The organism is Acinetobacter silvestris, from assembly GCF_002135235.1.
Classification (GTDB): domain Bacteria; phylum Pseudomonadota; class Gammaproteobacteria; order Pseudomonadales; family Moraxellaceae; genus Acinetobacter; species Acinetobacter silvestris.
On record NZ_NEGB01000006.1, the window covers coordinates 89,678 to 107,670 of the forward strand.

The window sequence follows — 17,993 nt, forward strand, 5'->3', positions numbered from 1 at the left end:
AGGGCATTGACATGGAATTTATTCAAGCAAATGCAAACTGGTTATATCTGGTTGGCGCGATCCTCTTTATCTTAACGCTGCGTGGTTTGTCCGGTCCTAAGACTGCAATTCAAGGTAACCGTTACGGTATGGTCGCAATGGCGATTGCTGTTGTAACGACATTCTTCGTTGCTAATCATCCTGTGTTCTGGATGATTGGTGGTGCGATGGTACTGGGTGCAATTGTAGGTATTGCTCGTGCACGTACCGTACCTATGACACAAATGCCAGAAACTGTGGCTTTGATGCACTCGCTAGTTGGTTTGGCTGCAGTCTTGATTGCAATTGCAGCAATTTTACATAACAACCAATTAACAGCGTTATTTACTCAGAATGAAGCGGCTTTAACTGCGGCGGGTATTCAACATACACATATGAGTAAAGTTCATTTATTTGAATTGTTTGTAGGGTGTTTTGTCGGTGCGATTACTTTCACAGCCTCTGTATTTGCTTATGGTAAATTGGCTGCGAAAAAGTGGGCGAAAACTATTTCGGGTGCATGGGTTAAACCTGTTCAAGCTTTAGTTTTTATTGCAATGTTGGCGTGTGGTGTTTATTTCTTCACTACGGGTAATATGCAAGCATTCTGGGCAATGACAGCTCTGGCATTGGTTTTAGGTTGGGTTTGGATTGCGCCAGTTGGCGGTGGTGATATGCCAGTTGTGGTATCGCTATTGAACTCATTCTCTGGATGGGCGGCAGCGGGTATTGGTTTCACCCTTGAAAATAATATGTTGATTGTTGCGGGTTCACTGGTGGGTTCATCAGGTGCGATTCTGTCTTACATCATGTGTAAAGCCATGAACCGTTCAATCATCAATGTATTGTTTGGTGGTGCAATGGGTGGCACGGCGGCACCAACAGCAGCATCAGGCGATAAAGTACAGCGTAACCACCGTTCAGGTTCTGCGGATGATGCCGGCTTCTTAATGTCGAATGCAGATAGTGTTGTGATTGTACCGGGTTATGGTATGGCACAAGGTCGTGCACAGAATGCAGTGAAAGAACTTGCGCATATTTTGAAAGAACAAGGTGTAACAGTGCGTTTTGCCATTCACCCTGTGGCAGGTCGTATGCCGGGCCACATGAATGTATTGTTGGCTGAAGCTGATGTTGCTTATGAAGACATCTTAGAGATGGATGAGATTAACTCTGACTTTCCAGCAACTGATGTGGTACTGGTAATTGGTGCGAATGACGTGGTCAATCCTGCGGCAAAAGATGATCCGACTTCACCTATTTATGGTATGCCAATTCTTGAAGCACATCGCGCGCGAACCATTATGGTAATTAAACGCTCAATGGCGACAGGTTATGCAGGTCTAGACAATGACTTGTTCTATAACGATAAGACTATGATGATTTTTGGCGATGCGAAGAAAGTGGTTGAAGATATGACTAAAGCCATTAATGGTTCTAGCCACTAATACTGAAAAGATTGATTTTTTAGAAACCACCTTCGGGTGGTTTTTTATTTTGAAATGAAGAGTGAGGTGGTGGGTTTGGTTGCTCTAGAATTTCTATTATCTATCTTGTTGTTTTGTTAATTATATGTAGTAGGTGATTTTAATTTAGGTAGCATCCATAGGTTGGTTGCTATTGGAGTAGGTTGTGAGATTATCCGTTTCTTTACGCTGATGATTATGCGTGTGATCATAGGAGTGTTGCTGCTATTGACGTATCATTACTAAGATGTTGGATAGATATGACGAGTATTTTGGAGAGGTTGGGTTATTCATGCGATTTATCGTATGTACGGGCCTTAGCAGAAGCTTTATAAATGTATTGGTAATTATATTTGATCGGTTATTGATATTATTTTGATTTATTTTATAGGCTGTTTAGCTGTGTGGTTTATCTCAAAGCAAAATGTGGCTAGCAAACTGAATGCATTATGAGAAAAGATGTGATAATAAAAAAGCGACCTGTGGTCGCTTTTTTATGGAAAATTATGCTACAGACTCGGGAGTACCACGCCATAAGCTTTCAAGGTCGTAAAATTTACGCGCAGTTGGAAGCATCACGTGAACCACAACAAGTCCGAGATCGACTAAGATCCATTCTGCATCTTTTTCACCTTCGACCCCAATCGGGCGGAAGCCTGCTTTACGTGCTTCTTCAGCAACATTATCAGCAAGTGCTTTCACATGACGAGTAGATGTACCACTTGCAATAACAATGGCATCAGAGACATTGCTAATGGTGCTTACATCCATTTCGATAATTTCTTTGGCTTTTACATCTAAAAGCGCTTCATGCACAACTTTTAAGCAAGTTTGTACATCTTTATTTTGGGAATTCATTGCGAGTTCGTGAGAATTAGAAGCGCTGGGCGATGGTTCTAAATTCATATGAAGTATATTTTCCTGACTATAACTCATCGTATAATATAGCGCCTTTTACGCAAAAATTCAAATCACAAAATTGCCTAGCCAGTTTTATTCAGAAGATTGATGGTGATTGAAGTACTTATCTTTCCATGTAAAAGATTGATCTGAATGCGATTGTGGTTTGTATTCAGCTGAAATAAAACCAGTGTAAGAACTTTTTTCTAACCATGAAAAAATGGGTTCAAAATCAATTTGTGCTGTATCGGGTTCATGTCGACCAGGGCAATCTGCAAATTGAATATGTCCAATCCAATCAATATTTTCTTTGAGTGTTGCTAATAGGTCTTCACCCATCATGGCCATGTGATAACAGTCATATTGCATTTTAAGTGCTGGATGTTGCACAACTTCTAAAATTTCTTGGGCTTGTGCAATATTTTGTACCAAAAATCTCGGCATATCCGTACTGTTGATCATTTCAAATACAGGTTGAATATTGTGTTCTGATAATAAGTAGCAGGCGAGCTTTATATTATTGGCTAAAGTATTTAAGCACGGCAGTAAATCTGCATCTTCAGGTTGTTTGCCTGCAAGAATATTGACACTTGGAATATTTAAGGCCGTTGCATATTCAATGGCGAGTTCAAGTGCTTGATGAAAAGCAATTTCTCGGCCTGGAATCCCTGCAAGTCCATATCCACCCTGCATCAAATCTCCGGCAGGAACATTGATGAGGCAAATATCTAAATCATACAGTTGTATTTGTGAACGAAGATCATCAATGCTGAGTTCATAGGGAAATTGAATTTCAATATGTTGAAAACCATGTTGATGTGCTAATGCAAAGCGCTCAATTAATGGGACTTCAGTAAAAATCATCGATAAGTTTACTGCGAGTTTGGTCATTATATTGCTCCTTGCATCATGGCATTCATTACCAATGTAGTAGGCAATGCTTTATTTTTCAACTTGTTTAATGATAGTGGCTAAATCAGCGGCTGAAAAACCATGATTTTGATGTGCTTGTAACTGAGAGAGGGCTTGTTGAGCGACTGGAATATTCAGCTTGAATTGCTGTGCCAAGGTCACGGCATTAGTTAAATCTTTAGATAGGGTTTGGACTTTCCATTGCACAGGTTCAAAGCAATGTGTTGCCATACGTGGCGCTAAAATTTGAAAAGGTTTGGAGTCTGCAAAACCGCCTGCAAGTGCTGGGGCGAGTAAACTTGTATCTACACCGGCTAGATCTGCTAAGGCCACAGCTTCAGCAATTAAAGTACTGTTGGCAGCTACGATCAATTGATTACAAATTTTAGTGGCTTGTCCAGTTCCGATGTCACCCATACGTGTGACTCGTTGGCAAAGCACATTGAAAATAGCGGATAGATTTTGAATGGTGGTTGCATCACCACCAGCAAAGATCACTAAGGTTCCATTTTCAGCCCCAACGGTGCCACCTGAAACGGGAGAATCAATCCATGTTATTTGTTGTTGCTTGGCTTGATGTGCGAGTTGCTTGGTTTTATCTACAGATAGGCTTGAAAAATCAACAATAACTTGATTTGCAACTAGGTAAGGGCGGATCTGATCAAATACACTTTCTGCTGCTGCATCATCTGCAAGACAAGTGAGAATAATCGGATAGTGGTTGACTTTTTCAAGTGATAACGCTGTTGCTCCGGTGTCAATTAATGCTTCACAGGCAGTTGAAGTTCTGTTCCAAACAGCAACATCAAAACCTGCTTGCAGTAGTCGGGTTGCCATACGACTTCCCATTAAACCGATACCTAGAAATGCAATTTTAGTTTCACGATTAAAGCTCATAGCAGCGTTCTCAAATAGCTAAAATACTCTTAAAAAGTTGAAACAGTTTCAAAGAATAATCATTTTGAAACTGTTTGGTCGGCGTTATTTATATTGACGTGGTAAAAATTGCATTTCCGGATTTTTGTCTTTTTTACGTGCAATCTGGCTGTTTTTTCCAAGTAACAATTTCAGTTGCCAAATTTTTTCTAAACGTAATGATTTTTGAGGTGCATGTTGCATGGCATCTAATACTCGTTTTGCGGCCATTAATGCATCTGGTGAGCGTTGTAGCATTTCTTGTGCAATGAGCTGTGCTTTAGCCAGAGGAGCATTGTCTAAATGGGTGACCAGACCAATTTCTTTGGCATAGTTGCCATCAAAAATTCGTGCTGTTAAGGTGAGTTCTTTGGCCAAATCTAAACCGATGATGCCTTTAATCGAACGGGTGAGACCCATATCTGGAACGAGTCCCCAACGACTTTCCATGATAGATAATTGTGTGTCTGGATGTGCGATGCGAATATCTGCAGCCAATGCCAGTTGCATACCTGCACCAAAGCAAAAACCTTCAATGGCAGCAATGACAGGGACGGGGAGTTCTTGCCAAATCAGGAAGGCTTTTTGGAATAAACTTTGCCCGGGTTTGAGTAGTTCCCAAGCGGCATAGGCAGTGTTTTTAGGGCTATTCAAATCGGCTAAATCGATCCCTGCACTAAACACATGGGCTTCGCCTGTTAAAATGACACAACGAATACTACGGTCTTTTTTAATTTTTTGGGCAGTGCTGACCAGTTCACGTAACAATGCAAAGCTCATTGCATTACGCTTTTCAGGACGGTTTAAATACACTGTGGCAATGCCATCTTTCTTTTCTATGCGCAGTAATGTTGTCATGGTTTCTACTCTTATTTTCCTTAATCAAGAGCATAGCATGTGAGACTTTTTGATACATGACAGCACAGTCACAATCCGTTGTCATCCAAGTAACATGCATGATTACTTGGTATCATTTAGATGCTAACTAATTGGGAAAAATCTGTTGAGCTGCGGACTCTACTTCATGAATGACCAATTGTAATTCATCTACACGGTTTAAGGTTTCTTGAATAAACTGCTCATCTGCTTTGCGCCGCTCTTTGCGTAAGGTTGAAATAAACTGTTCAAAGCTGCCAGTAACTTGTTGTAATTTTGGCGTGCCCACATAGCGAGTTGCACCATACAGTCGATGCAGAACATGTTCCAGTTGTGGAAAATCCTCAAGTTCAACTAATTGTCGGATTTCTTCAATTTCAGCTGGAAAACTATCGACTAACATTTTAAGTAAATCTTGGGCTAAATCTTCCTTGTTCGCCGCTAATTGTAAACTTTGTTTCCAGTCTAATATATGTGGATCAATCGCCTCTATAATGACAGTATTTTCAGTTTGTTGGATCGGTTTTATAAATTTATCACTGGTCCAATGCGTTAAAATTTGAATGATTTGCTCAATTTGAATTGGCTTCGTCACATAGTCATCCATCCCGACTTTAAGTAATTTTTGTTTTTCATCTGCCAAAGCGTGTGCTGTGAGGGCAATAATAGGCATTCGCATTCCCTCTAAAGTTGATTCTAGTGAGCGAATGGCACGGGTGGTATCAATCCCTGACATAACTGGCATTTGAATATCCATAAATACCAAATCAAAGGGTTTATCACCTTGATCTATACTTTGTTGAATAATATTCAAGGCTTCTTGTCCACTTTGTGCTTTAGTGGTCTGAACATTTAACTCGCCTAATAGTGCTTCAAGTACAATGAGGTTGGGAAGGTGATCATCCACGGCTAAGACATGTAAATCTCGCCCTTTAAAGTCTTCATGTTGCTCTGTTTCAAAGATAGGTTTGTTTTCAAGCAAATGAATTAAAGCCGTTCGACTTAAGGGTTGATAAAGTGGTCGAGCACGATACTCATTTAACATGTTCGGTTCTAGGGTCATTTGATAACCATAAACAGCTAAATGCCCTTGATATCGACTGCGAATTTCTTTGAGTAATGCTTCTGTATCGCCGCTGTGATCAACAATTAGCCATGTGTTTTCACTTTCTTGTGCAAGTGATTTTAAGCGACTAAATAAATCTAAAATAGATTGTGTTTCAGTGTGTTGGACGTGGTAGTTTTCCAAATAATGTCTTAAAACATTGGCTGTCGCAGGATGGGCAAGATAGGAAACTACATGTATATCTGAGAAATCTGGATGATAAATGGCTTCATCTTCTCCGACAATAAACATGGCTGTAAACCAAAAGGTCGAACCTTTTTCTGTGGGTGCTCGTTCTTGATTATCTTCAAAGCCAATTTGCCCATGCATTAGGCTGACCAATTGTTTAGAAATTGCAAGACCTAAGCCAGTTCCGCCAAATTGGCGAGTAACCGAGGCATCACCTTGCGAGAAGGATTCAAATAATCGTTTACGGTCTGTACCACTGAGACCAATTCCACTGTCTTGAACACTAAAATGCAGTAAACATTGACCAATATCATCATGCTCCATACGAGCACGCACGATAATTTCACCATCTGGGGTGAATTTGATCGCATTGGAAATTAAGTTGGTTAGAATTTGTTTGACCCGTAAGGCATCACCAATGACATGTTTAGGGACGTTGTCGGCATAGTAGAATGCCATATCAATTTGTTTTTGTGCCGCCAAGGGCGACAGCATGTCCATAACATCAAAAATGGCTTCTTCTAAATCAAATGGGGCTGTTTCTAATTCAAGTTTACCCGCATCAATTTTAGAGAAGTCCAAAACATCATTAATCAGTGCTAATAAATGCGCAGAAGACTTACGAATGGTTTGTAGATAAAGGCTTTGGTCGTTACTCAAGTTACCTTGACGTAATAACAGATGGATAAAACCATCAATACTGTTGAGTGGGGTGCGTAACTCATGACTAATATTGGCCAGAAAAACAGACTTTGCCTGATTGGATGAAATAGCATGGTCACGGGCTTGTTTGTAAGTAATATTTTGGACTTCTAAAGTATCTAAAGTTCGACGTAAATCATCTTCAGTTTGCTCAGTATGTTCTTTAAGTTCTAAGAAGCTAAAGTGTAAGCGTTTGACCACATTGGCAATATCACGCTGTAGTAAACGCAATTCTCCAGTACTATTAATGACCATATGCTGATCAAGGGTATCGGCATTTAAACGTTGTAATTGCATCCGTATTTCGTACATTGGCGCAATCCAACGTCTTGAGTAGAAATTTAAGCACAGGAGTAACAGCAGTAAGGTTAATAATGCTGTGGTAATGAGCACAATTAATACGCGGTAGTGCGAAATTTCTAAAGGCTGGTTATCTAACTCAATCATCAGCCATAATTTTTTATTGTGATCAGTCTTGTTAAGACGAATCCCATAAATATTATTATGTTGATTCAGGATTGGGCCAAAAAAAGTATTATTTTGCGGTGGTTTAGGCCATGTTTTTTGGAATTGTGAGCCGATACTTAAATACTTGGTATTTTGTTCATCTATGATTGCTGCGCTCAATAAATGTTTTTCATTAAACATATTTTGCAAAATATGTTCAGCACGATCACGTTTGCTGGGGTCTTGTTGAATTAAGTCTATCAACTTGTCGGCAATATATTGATAGCGACTGAGTATGGCGATTGCGGAAAAACGTTGTTGCGCCTTAGAGGAGTCGGCTGTTTCAGAAAGAACCAGCGCTGTACCTACGCAAGATAAAACCATGATCGGAACAAAAATTAATGCAATTAATTGCCCATAAGCATGATTAAGTTTTAAGCGTTTGAAGAGTTTTTTATTGAAATTTGACATGCATTCAGCCACACATTCCCCATGCAGGGCATATTAACATGCTTTATCAAAAATGCTGGTGCTTTCATTATATTCAATAAAAAGGCTTGGAAAGGTGTGCAGGCTGGGGCAATTTTTCATACAATAGGCGCACCTCGATATAGGTACACACCATGAGTAATACACAACTTGATTTTTCTGCAGACGAATTTTTATTAGACCATTATGTCGGAAAGACACCTTTGGTACGTTTACAGCGTCTCGCAAGTCATACTCAAGCAACCGTTTTGGCGAAACTTGAAGGCAATAATCCTGCTGGCTCAGTCAAAGATCGTCCAGCCTATAATATGATTATGCAAGCTGAAAAGCGCGGACAGATTCAGCCAGGTGATACCTTAATTGAGGCGACTAGCGGCAATACCGGAATTGCTTTAGCCATGGTGGCAGCAATGCGCGGTTATAAAATGCAACTGATTATGCCTGATAACATGAGTCAGGAACGAAAAGATGCGATGCGTGCTTATGGTGCTGAACTGATTGAAGTGACTAAAGCTGAAGGAATGGAAGGTGCACGTGATCTTGCTTTGAAAATGCAAGCTGAGGGTAAGGGCTTTGTACTGAATCAATTTGGGAATCCAGATAATGTTGAGGCGCATTATTTAACGACTGGACCTGAAATTTGGCAACAAACGGGCGGAAAGATTACCCATTTTGTGAGTTCAATGGGCACTACCGGCACGATTATGGGGATTTCAAAATATCTTAAAGAGCAGAATCCTGATATTCAAATCGTGGGTTTACAGCCGGAAGATGGGGCGAGCATTGCTGGTATTCGTCGTTGGCCTGAACAGTACCTACCGACAATTTTTGATCGCAGTCGAATTGACCGTATTATTGATATTCCACAAATTGCAGCTGAAAAAGTGATGCGTAAATTGGCACGCGAAGAAGGCATTAGTGCTGGAACATCTTCAGGTGGTGCGGTATGGGCTTCAATAAAATTAGCAGAAGAATATCCAGATGCTGTAATTGTCTGCATTATTTGTGATCGTGGAGATCGTTATCTTTCCACAGGTTTGTTTTCAGTAAAAGATGAATAACCAATAGAAACTTCTTGAGTTTTTGAGTAACTAAATATGCGTTTACCCGTTTTAGTGTTTGATATTGAAACCCTCACCGATCTAAAAGCGGGAGCGCACTTGTATGGTTTAGATCTTCCACAACAAGATCTTGAACAGGCATTGTATAAATTACGTCGTCAAGAAGCAGGAACGGATTTTCAGCGCATTGCCTTACATGAAATCGTGTGTATTTCTGGTTTATGGATTGATGAAAATGGCGTGATGAAACTCTTTTCTTTTAGCAGAGAAAATAATTCTGAAGCTGAAATTTTGAAAAAGTTTCTTTCTATTTTTGATAAGCGTAATCCAACGCTCGTCAGTTGGAATGGTTCACAATTTGATTTGCCCGTGATTTTATTTCGTGCCATGTATCATGGTTTATCTGCAGCAAGTTTGTTCGATCAGGGTGAGATTGACACACAAAAACGTTATAATAACTATCAGAACCGTTATCATCACCGCCATGTTGATTTAATGGATGTGATGGCGATGTTTAATGGGCGTCATTTTCAGAAATTAGATGACATTGCGCACTTATTGGGCTACCCAGGTAAGCGTGGCGGTACGGGTTATTTTATTCCCGAATATGTTAAAAATCAGCAATGGTTGGAGTTGACCAGTTATTGTGAAGGCGATGTACTGAATACATGGTTGATTTTTTTACGTTGGTCATTACTCAAAGGGCAAGTGTCTTTGGAGGATCATCGTTTATGGACTCAAGCCACGATTCATTATTTGCAAAGTCAACCACAGCAAAATGAGTTTCTAGCAGTATGGCGTGACATGTCGCAACATACCGATTTTACCGTTAAAGATTTTCCATCTTCCTCCATATAGGTTATTCCTTTGAAACATAGAGCTAAACCTCAGACCGCTCAACTTCCACAATATACATTTAAGGTTGAGAGACTTTCACATGAAGGGCGAGGGATAGCGCACTATGGCTCAGAATTGGATCATCCCGTGGGTAAGCAGGGTAAGAAGGTATTTATTCGTTATGCCTTGCCCGGTGAAACGGTAAAAGCACAAATAACGCGTCAGGTGAGTAAGCTTGAAGAGGCTGACTGTATTGAATTACTAGATACGCCGAATCCAAATCGAATTGAACCCATATGTCCCCATTTTGGCGTGTGCGGTGGTTGTAATATGCAACACATTCATCCAGATGAACAAATCCGTTTAAAGCAAGATGTACTTAAATCGCATTTGAGTCATTTTGCAGGACTGCAACCAGAACAGTGGTTAGAGCCATTACGTTCAACGCGTACTGATTATCGGCATAAAGCTCGGATTGGCGTACGCTATTTGTCTAAAAACAATAAGCTGTTGATGGGCTTTCGTGAAGCGCAAAGCAATCGCCTGACTGAAATTACCACCTGTAAGATTTTGGATCAGCAACTGGATACCGCGTTGCCTGAATTAAAGACCTTACTCGAAAGTCTAACAGGCAAAGCCGCGATTGGTCATATAGAATTGGCTAAAGGTGATTCTGAAATCGCTTTATTGGTGCGGCATACTGAAAAACTAAACCAGGTTGATGTTAACTTATTGCGACAATATGCGTTACAGAAACAATGGCAATTGTATTTGCAGCCTGCGGGTGTGGAGAGTTTACAGCGTGTAGATGATTCTGCTGCCGCGATGCAATTACATTATCGTTTAGATGATTTTAATGTTGAGTTTGGATTTAATCCTACCGATTTTACCCAAGTAAACCCAAGTGTGAATCCTCAAATGGTAAAATTGGCATGTGATTTGCTTGAATTGCAACAGGGAGAAACAGTACTTGATCTATTCTGTGGATTAGGGAATTTTTCTTTACCGCTTGCACGTCAAGTGGGAATCAGTGGAAAAGTGGTCGCTGTTGAAGGTAGCGAAGAGATGGTGAAACGAGGTACAGAAAATGCACTGAATAATCACATCACTAATGTTACATTTTATTCACAAGATTTAACAAAAGACTTTTCACAGTTTTCTTGGGCAAATCAAGGATTTGATGCATTATTAATAGATCCTCCACGTGCAGGTGCGGAGCAAATTATGCATTATGTGCCTAATTTTGGTGCGAAAAGAATCGTTTATGTATCGTGTAATCCTGCAACTTTGGCTAGAGATGCTGGAATATTGGTACAGTATGGTTATCAGTTAATAAAAGCAGGTGTGATGGATATGTTTACCCACACGGGGCATGTCGAATCCATTGCTTTATTTGAAAAGAAATAAGAGATATACCATTAAAAATGAGTAATACAGTCAGAGGAGAATGGTATGGTCACAGTGCGTGAACAGTTACCTGGACGACTCACAGAGTTATCTGAGGAAGCGACTGTAGAACATGCCGAAGAAGCACAGCTCGGTTTAGCAACATGGCTTGATCGTGTGAGCGGAATTTTAGACGGTGTTCGACTTGATCAGTTAAAAGAAGTCGCTCAGCTTGTATTAGATAAAGAACTGGAAACAACCCTTAATCATAAAACCAATACTTTTTCGACAGGTTTAGGCATTGCAGATATTTTGGCGCATTTGCATGTTGATGAAGATACGCTTTCTGCTGCGTTGCTGTATCGGAGCGTGCGTGAAGGGATTACCTCAATTGAAGAAATCCGTAAAAAATTTGGTGAAAATGTATACAATCTCGTCAAAGGTACTTTGGCGATGGGTAAGCTATCTGAACTGATTGAAAAGAATAAACGCTTAGAAGATCATTTTAATAATAATCAGCGTGAGCATTTATCTGGCATTTATAAAATGCTGATTTCTGTGACGGAAGATGTTCGAGTTGTATTGATTAAATTGGCTGAACGAACCTATTCATTACGTGAACTCGCACATTCACCACGAGAGCGTCAGGAACGTGTCGCTCGAGAAATTCTAACCATTTACTCGCCATTGGCACATCGTTTAGGGATTGCGCAATTAAAGTGGGAATTGGAAGATCTGGCTTTCCGCTATTTAGCACCAGAACGTTATAAAGAAATTGCATCTTTATTGAATGAAAAGCGTTTAGAGCGGGAACACTATATTCAATTTATGGTTGAAAAACTGAAAACTGAATTGGCAGAACACAGAATTTACGCTGAAATTACTGGTCGGGTTAAGCATATCTACTCGATTTATCGAAAAATGAAGAGTAAAAATCTGAGTTTTGATCAGCTTTATGATATTCGTGCATTACGTGTGTTGGTGAAAACAGTTCCAGAGTGTTATCACACATTAGGTTTGGTACATCAAAATTGGCGACATATTCCACATCAGTTTGATGATTATATTACCAACCCTAAAGCCAATGGTTATCGCTCATTACATACCGCGGTGATTGCTGAAAATAAGTCTCTAGAAATACAAATTCGTACTATGGAGATGCATGAGGAAGCCGAGCTCGGTGTTTGTTCGCACTTCAATTATAAAGAAGGCTCTAAAACTACGGATTATTCATTTAATCATCGTTTACATTCTTTACGTGCAGTACTTGAGCATTATCAGGAACGCAATGAAACCAGTGCCCATCCGAATGAAGATGAAGCTGAAGATTTTGAACAAATTCAAAGTTTTGAAGGTTTTGAAAAGATTTATGTGTTCAGTCGTGATGGTGATATTAAAGAATTACCACGTGGTTCAACAGTTCTAGATTTTGCCTATCATGTGCATACTGAGGTTGGGAATAAGTGCTATGCAGCACGTGTAAACCAACGTTATGTACCGCTCACTTATACGTTAAAAACCGGTGAGCAGGTTGAGATTTTAACCAAAAAAGATCGTGAACCGAATCGTGATTGGTTGGTCAACTCACTGGGTTATATCAAGACAGCTCGTGCACGTGATAAGTTACGTCATTGGTTTAGACAGCAAGACCGGAGCAAAAATTTAGAAGTTGGGCGTGAGATTCTGAATAAAGAATTATTACGCTTAGCCATTCACCCGAAAAGTATTGATTTAAGTGATTATTGTAATCATTTCAATGTCAAATTGGGTGAAGATATTCTGGTTTCATTAGTAAGCGGCGACATTAGTCTGCATGCATTAATGAACCAAGTTAATCGCCATATGCATTTAGATCAGGATGAACCTGAACTGGTGCTCAAACCGACATTAAATCCACGTGCTAGTCATACACTGTCAGCACATGGCATTTTAATTGATGGTTTAGATAATGTTGAACTGCATGTTGCACAATGTTGTCAGCCTGTGCATGGTGAATCTATTGCGGGCTATATCACTTTGAATCGTGGTGTGAGTATCCATAAGGTTGCATGTACTGATTATATTCGCATGATTGGTTTGGAACCGGATCGTGCTGTGGAAGCCGATTGGGAAATGCAACCGACCCGTGGTCAGAGTGTTCAAATTGTAGTGGAAGCGTATGATCGCCGTGGTTTGTTGAAAGATTTAACTCAAGTGATTTTTTCTGATCAAATTAATATTCGTCAGGTGAATACCATCTCTGAAGCAGATGGTATTGCAAATATGAAATTATTGATTGAAGTGAAAGGCTTGGCTCAACTTTCTCGCTTGTTGGCACGTTTAGAGCAACAACCGGGGATTATTAGCGCTCGACGATTGGTACAGGGTAACTAATTTATCTGTATCTTTGATAAAAATAGCTCGCGATTTGCGAGCTATTTTTATGCTTTTCTACTTAAATAGATATTGGATAATCGGTTTAAAAATTGTGGACTGATTGAGGAAAGTGTAAACATCACTTTTGTTTTAAAGCCTACGGGCCTATGTGTTGTCGTTAAAATGTTACCTTTGGCTTGAGCTAATGCTAAAACTTGTTCAGCAACATCTTGTGGGGTTAAATCAACGCCCATATTTTGAATCGACCCTGCATCCATATCTTTGACCATGGCTGTTTGGACAAATAGCGGCATCACATCTAAAACGCGAATCCCATATTTTTTCCATTCGGTATCTAAACCTTCAGTAATGCCACGTACAGCAAATTTACTGGCAGAATAAGATACCAAATCAGCTTGCCCATAAATGGCTGAAGCAGAAGATAAATTGATTACACGGGCAAAATTTGCTTTTTTGAGAAAGGGCAGCGCAGCATGACAACCGTTTAAAACCCCTTTGACATTAATGTCGATGGTACGATAATGGTCATTAATCGCTATTTTTTCAAAATCACCAGAATATAAAATCCCTGCATTATTAACCAAAATATTTAATTCACCTGCCCATGCGACGAATTCATGCAATGCTGTTTGCCATTGCTCATAATTTGCAACATCTAACAATCCAGCTTTGGCATGAGGACCTAATTGGTCGGCGAGTATTTGAGCTTGTGATTGATTAATATCATAAATACCAACTTTGTAGCCTTGTTGGTAAAATAGGCGAGCAATCGCAGCGCCAATGCCTTGTGCAGCACCACTGATGAAAATACTTTTTTTCATAAAAAGTTCTCTTTTATTGTTTGGTCTTTCATAATTTTAGCTAGCAGTTGAACATATCTTTTGTGCTTTTTACAAGTTGTGATTAGCCCGCAACCATCTTACTTTAATTTTAAATAGGACGTTAAAATGGATCAATTATTGGCAATTATGCAGCAACTTCGTACAGAATGCTCTTGGGATAAAGCCCAAACGCCTGAATCTTTAACTCAGTATGCGATAGAAGAGGCTTATGAGGTTGAGGAAGCAGTTCGATCTGGCAATGTCAATGATGTGCGCGATGAATTGGGGGATTTGCTGTTACAAGTGGTGTTTCAGTCACAAATGTATAGTGAGCAAGGTGTTTTTGATTTTCATGATGTGGTTGAAGCGATTTCTCAGAAGTTAATTCGTCGTCATCCGCATGTTTTTCAAAAACAACAATTTGGTCAATTAACATCTGAGCAAGTATCTATTTTGTGGAAAGAGATTAAGCAGCAAGAAAAACAAGGTAAAAAAACTCGTCGTTTAGATGAAGTTAAGCATGCACCATCCATTATACAAGCGGAGCAAATACAACAAAAAGCAGCTCAAGTTGGTTTCGATTTTGCCAATGCTCAGGAAGCATTTGTCAAATTAGAAGAGGAAATTGATGAGTTTAAACAGGCCATGAGTCAGCAAAATTCCGATGAAATGCTGGATGAATTTGGAGATTGTTTATTTTCTTTTATTAACGTTGGTCGTAAACTTGGCTTGTCGAGTGAAAAAGCCTTATTAAGTACCATTTATAAGTTTAGAACTCGGTTTGCATATATCGAAGAGCAAGCTGAATTACAAAATAAAAAAATAGATCACATGAGCTTAGATGAAATGGATCAATTGTGGAATCAAGCGAAGCAAGTATTAAAAAAACATTTATAACAACAGGTTGTGTATGAAAAACCAAACTAAATTGAATGCTGTATTCATTATGTTGCTGTTGAGCCTATTGCCGACAGCCTATGCTCAACAATTTGATCATGCTTATTTAAAGTGGAAAGCTGCACAAGAAGCACAAGATACGCAATTAAAGCAGCAGAGTAGCGCGAATTATTATTTGTCTAAGCCAAGTGTCAGTCAGCATGCATCAGCGAAGCATAGTTCTAATCAATCTAGTAAAACCTCAGCCGTTTCTACTGGAACTAAGATTAGTTTAAACTCAGCCAGTCTTGAGCAATTGCAGCAATTAAAAGGTATTGGTGCGAAGAAAGCCCAAGCAATTATTGATTTTCGGAATCAGAATGGTGCTTTTAAAAACATTCAAGATTTAGATAAGGTCAAGGGGATTGGACCTAAATTACTTGAGCAAAATAAAGCGATTTTGAGTTTATAGTTGCTTTTAATGGGACTGAAGATTGAAAATTTCATAAAAATGTTCTATTCCAATGGAATATTCAAGTTGAGATGAAAAGAATCAAATTGCCCTTTTATTGTGTTAGAGCTATGATTAGCGTAATTATTATTTTTACGTCCTGACGTAGGAGACAACGTCTTTTGCAAACTTTGCATGCGTCAAAGTGTGGATTATCCACCGCCCAATTACCTTCGTCCATTTTAGATGTTCTTGATTCGTTAACCAAAGCTGGCTATGAAGCATACATCGTCGGTGGAGGGGTACGTGACCTCATGCTTGGGTTAAACCCTAAGGATTTTGATGCTGTCACGAATGCAACTCCTGCACAGATTAAAGATGTCTTTGGACGCCGTTGTCGTATTATTGGTCGGCGTTTTGAACTTGCTCATGTCTATTCTGGGCGAGAGTTGATTGAAGTTGCAACTTTTCGTGCGCCACCTAAAACAGCGGTTACATCTGCTGCAGGTATGATTTTACGTGATAATAATTGGGGAACAATAGAGCAAGATTTTGCTCGTCGTGATTTTTCAATTAATGCGATGTATTATCAACCACGTAAAAGTGAAGTCTTAGATTTTTGTCATGCTGTGGATGATATTCAAAATAAAACCTTACGATTATTAGGTGATCCGACATTACGTTTTGAAGAAGATCCTGTGAGGATGTTGCGAACGCTACGCTTTGCGGCAAAATTAAATTTCAGTATTGATCCAGACATTTTAGCAATTTTTACGCCTCAAATGACGCAACTGTTGCGTGATGTTTCTCCGCATCGTTTATATGATGAATCACAAAAGTTATTTACCATGGGGCATTTGCATCGTGTGATGCCGATGTTGATTAAATTTGGTATTTGGGAACAGTTATTTGCTGATATTCCAACTGAAATTACTCCATTTATGGAGCGTGCAGCGAAGAATACCGATCAGCGGATTCAAATTGGTAAAACGATTAATCCTGCATTTTTCTATGCGGTATTGTTGTGGAAACCTTTCCTAGAGCGTTGTCATAGCTACTTAGCCAAAGGTGTTGCACCTGCTGAAGCACGTGCGCAAGCAGGTCTGGATGTGTTGAAACGTCAAGCGACTCGGACGATTATTCCTCGTTTTGCAGAAACGTTCATTCGTGAAGTTTGGGAAATGCAGACTCGGTTGTTGAACCCTAAGCCACAGCAAATTGAAGCTTTATCGAGTCATGCACGTTTCCGAGCTGGTTTTGACTTTTTATTGCTGCGTGAAAAATCGGGTGATGATGCAACACAAGGTATGGGCACTTGGTGGGACAGCTACCAAACCATGTCTGTGGATGAAAAAGAGCGCGCGATTGGTCAATATAATCGTCAGCGCGCAAAAAACCGTCGTAAAACAGCAGATGTTACACTAGTTGAAGACACGAAGAATACTGCAACAAGTATTGAGCCTTTAGTCAAAGAGTCTGAAACACGAAACCGCCGTTCACGTAAATCAACGCCTGCATCTTCATCGAATGATTTTAGAAGTCGTAATGATCAACGTGCAAAACTAAATACGGGTGAGATTAACGCAGATCATCCAATTATGAAGCGTAAGCGTGTGCAACGTGATTTGAGTCAAGTGGTTTTTGGACCGACGCAATGAGTATCACTACTTATATCGGTTTAGGTAGTAATTTAGGTGATTCAAAACAACTTCTTGCTGAAGCAGTACAGAAGTTAGCGGTATTAGGTCATGTCAAAGTCTCTAAGTTGTATCACAGTCTGCCGATGGGGCCGCAAGATCAACCTCATTATCATAATGCTGTGGCACAGTTAGAAACGGACTTACTGCCATTGGCATTGTTAGATGAATTGCAAAAAATTGAGCAAGAAGCAGGTCGAGTTCGTTTGCGCCATTGGGGAGAGCGAACTTTAGATTTAGATTTATTGCTTTATGGTCAGGATGAAATTCAAAATGAGCGACTGACTGTGCCGCATATTGGGATTTTAGAACGTGATTTTGTGGTTATTCCACTTTTAGATATAGATTCTGATTTACAAATCAAACAACAACGATTAAAAGATTTAGCCATAGTTCAGCAAACGCAATTAATTGTGCTTGCTGATGAGCATTGGGTAAATATTTAATCTTTTTACATGTGGTTTGAACG

General features: G+C 39.7%; 15 protein-coding genes. 9 read left to right on the forward strand and 6 right to left on the reverse strand.

Annotation, left to right across the window (positions count from 1 at the left end):
- The first annotated feature begins 11 nt into the window (after nucleotides 1-11).
- Complete coding sequence (locus tag B9T28_RS11105) at nucleotides 12-1,466, forward strand: NAD(P)(+) transhydrogenase (Re/Si-specific) subunit beta (protein WP_086204053.1); 1,455 nt, start codon at nucleotides 12-14, stop codon at nucleotides 1,464-1,466.
- Between the two features lie 522 nt (nucleotides 1,467-1,988).
- On the opposite strand, the gene rsfS is transcribed toward B9T28_RS11105, so the two are convergent.
- The 5 genes from rsfS to B9T28_RS11130 form a co-directional block, all read right to left on the reverse strand.
- Nucleotides 1,989-2,390, reverse strand: coding sequence for a ribosome silencing factor (rsfS, locus tag B9T28_RS11110; protein ID WP_086204054.1), 402 nt, complete (start codon nucleotides 2,388-2,390; stop codon nucleotides 1,989-1,991).
- A gap of 87 nt (nucleotides 2,391-2,477) precedes the next feature.
- Entirely contained in the window at nucleotides 2,478-3,275 is a 798-nt protein-coding gene (locus B9T28_RS11115; RefSeq protein ID WP_086204055.1) for a hydroxypyruvate isomerase family protein, read from the reverse strand.
- A 51-nt stretch (nucleotides 3,276-3,326) separates the two neighbouring features.
- Entirely contained in the window at nucleotides 3,327-4,193 is an 867-nt protein-coding gene (locus B9T28_RS11120) for an NAD(P)-dependent oxidoreductase (protein ID WP_086204056.1), read from the reverse strand.
- Nucleotides 4,194-4,277: 84 nt separating this feature from the next.
- Nucleotides 4,278-5,069, reverse strand: coding sequence for a crotonase/enoyl-CoA hydratase family protein (locus tag B9T28_RS11125; protein ID WP_086204057.1), 792 nt, complete (start codon nucleotides 5,067-5,069; stop codon nucleotides 4,278-4,280).
- A gap of 127 nt (nucleotides 5,070-5,196) precedes the next feature.
- Nucleotides 5,197-8,001: a GacS-like sensor histidine kinase gene (locus tag B9T28_RS11130; RefSeq protein WP_086204058.1), complete on the reverse strand. Its 2,805-nt coding sequence runs from the start codon at nucleotides 7,999-8,001 to the stop codon at nucleotides 5,197-5,199.
- A gap of 152 nt (nucleotides 8,002-8,153) precedes the next feature.
- Between B9T28_RS11130 and cysM the strand changes: the two genes are divergently transcribed.
- The 4 genes from cysM to B9T28_RS11150 are packed head-to-tail and all read left to right on the forward strand — an operon-like array spanning nucleotide 8,154 to nucleotide 13,676.
- Nucleotides 8,154-9,080: a cysteine synthase CysM gene (gene cysM, locus B9T28_RS11135; RefSeq protein ID WP_086204059.1), complete on the forward strand. Its 927-nt coding sequence runs from the start codon at nucleotides 8,154-8,156 to the stop codon at nucleotides 9,078-9,080.
- Between the two features lie 36 nt (nucleotides 9,081-9,116).
- Nucleotides 9,117-9,938 (forward strand): 3'-5' exonuclease, encoded by an 822-nt coding sequence (locus B9T28_RS11140; protein WP_086204060.1) that lies wholly within the window; start codon nucleotides 9,117-9,119, stop codon nucleotides 9,936-9,938.
- A gap of 9 nt (nucleotides 9,939-9,947) precedes the next feature.
- Nucleotides 9,948-11,324, forward strand: a complete 1,377-nt coding sequence (gene rlmD / locus B9T28_RS11145) for a 23S rRNA (uracil(1939)-C(5))-methyltransferase RlmD (RefSeq protein ID WP_086204061.1) — start codon at nucleotides 9,948-9,950, stop codon at nucleotides 11,322-11,324.
- Between the two features lie 45 nt (nucleotides 11,325-11,369).
- The gene (locus B9T28_RS11150) at nucleotides 11,370-13,676 is read left to right on the forward strand and encodes a RelA/SpoT family protein (protein WP_086204062.1); all 2,307 of its coding nucleotides are present in this window, start codon (nucleotides 11,370-11,372) and stop codon (nucleotides 13,674-13,676) included.
- A 47-nt stretch (nucleotides 13,677-13,723) separates the two neighbouring features.
- Here B9T28_RS11150 and B9T28_RS11155 read toward each other — a convergent pair whose 3' ends face one another.
- Complete coding sequence (locus tag B9T28_RS11155; protein ID WP_086204063.1) at nucleotides 13,724-14,500, reverse strand: SDR family oxidoreductase; 777 nt, start codon at nucleotides 14,498-14,500, stop codon at nucleotides 13,724-13,726.
- 126 nt (nucleotides 14,501-14,626) lie between these two features.
- Between B9T28_RS11155 and mazG the strand changes: the two genes are divergently transcribed.
- The 4 genes from mazG to folK all read left to right on the forward strand — a co-directional run bounded on the left by mazG (nucleotide 14,627) and on the right by folK (nucleotide 17,970).
- Nucleotides 14,627-15,397: a nucleoside triphosphate pyrophosphohydrolase gene (gene mazG, locus B9T28_RS11160; RefSeq protein WP_086204064.1), complete on the forward strand. Its 771-nt coding sequence runs from the start codon at nucleotides 14,627-14,629 to the stop codon at nucleotides 15,395-15,397.
- 13 nt (nucleotides 15,398-15,410) lie between these two features.
- The gene (locus tag B9T28_RS11165) at nucleotides 15,411-15,848 is read left to right on the forward strand and encodes a ComEA family DNA-binding protein (protein ID WP_086204065.1); all 438 of its coding nucleotides are present in this window, start codon (nucleotides 15,411-15,413) and stop codon (nucleotides 15,846-15,848) included.
- Nucleotides 15,849-16,009: 161 nt separating this feature from the next.
- Entirely contained in the window at nucleotides 16,010-17,485 is a 1,476-nt protein-coding gene (gene pcnB, locus B9T28_RS11170) for a polynucleotide adenylyltransferase PcnB (protein ID WP_086204066.1), read from the forward strand.
- Nucleotides 17,482-17,970, forward strand: coding sequence for a 2-amino-4-hydroxy-6-hydroxymethyldihydropteridine diphosphokinase (gene folK / locus B9T28_RS11175; RefSeq protein ID WP_086204067.1), 489 nt, complete (start codon nucleotides 17,482-17,484; stop codon nucleotides 17,968-17,970). The genes pcnB and folK overlap by 4 nt, the downstream gene beginning before the upstream one ends.
- The last annotated feature ends 23 nt before the right edge of the window (nucleotides 17,971-17,993 follow it).

Coding starts and splice junctions, on each gene's coding strand:
- folK (WP_086204067.1), top strand. CDS start 17,482: ATGAGTATCACTACTTATATCGGTTTAGGTAGTAATTTAGGTGATTCA.
- rsfS (WP_086204054.1), bottom strand. CDS start 2,390: ATGAATTTAGAACCATCGCCCAGCGCTTCTAATTCTCACGAACTCGCA.
- B9T28_RS11120 (WP_086204056.1), bottom strand. CDS start 4,193: ATGAGCTTTAATCGTGAAACTAAAATTGCATTTCTAGGTATCGGTTTA.
- B9T28_RS11130 (WP_086204058.1), bottom strand. CDS start 8,001: ATGTCAAATTTCAATAAAAAACTCTTCAAACGCTTAAAACTTAATCAT.
- B9T28_RS11125 (WP_086204057.1), bottom strand. CDS start 5,069: ATGACAACATTACTGCGCATAGAAAAGAAAGATGGCATTGCCACAGTG.
- B9T28_RS11155 (WP_086204063.1), bottom strand. CDS start 14,500: ATGAAAAAAAGTATTTTCATCAGTGGTGCTGCACAAGGCATTGGCGCT.
- B9T28_RS11115 (WP_086204055.1), bottom strand. CDS start 3,275: ATGACCAAACTCGCAGTAAACTTATCGATGATTTTTACTGAAGTCCCA.
- mazG (WP_086204064.1), top strand. CDS start 14,627: ATGGATCAATTATTGGCAATTATGCAGCAACTTCGTACAGAATGCTCT.
- B9T28_RS11150 (WP_086204062.1), top strand. CDS start 11,370: ATGGTCACAGTGCGTGAACAGTTACCTGGACGACTCACAGAGTTATCT.
- cysM (WP_086204059.1), top strand. CDS start 8,154: ATGAGTAATACACAACTTGATTTTTCTGCAGACGAATTTTTATTAGAC.
- B9T28_RS11165 (WP_086204065.1), top strand. CDS start 15,411: ATGAAAAACCAAACTAAATTGAATGCTGTATTCATTATGTTGCTGTTG.
- B9T28_RS11105 (WP_086204053.1), top strand. CDS start 12: ATGGAATTTATTCAAGCAAATGCAAACTGGTTATATCTGGTTGGCGCG.
- B9T28_RS11140 (WP_086204060.1), top strand. CDS start 9,117: ATGCGTTTACCCGTTTTAGTGTTTGATATTGAAACCCTCACCGATCTA.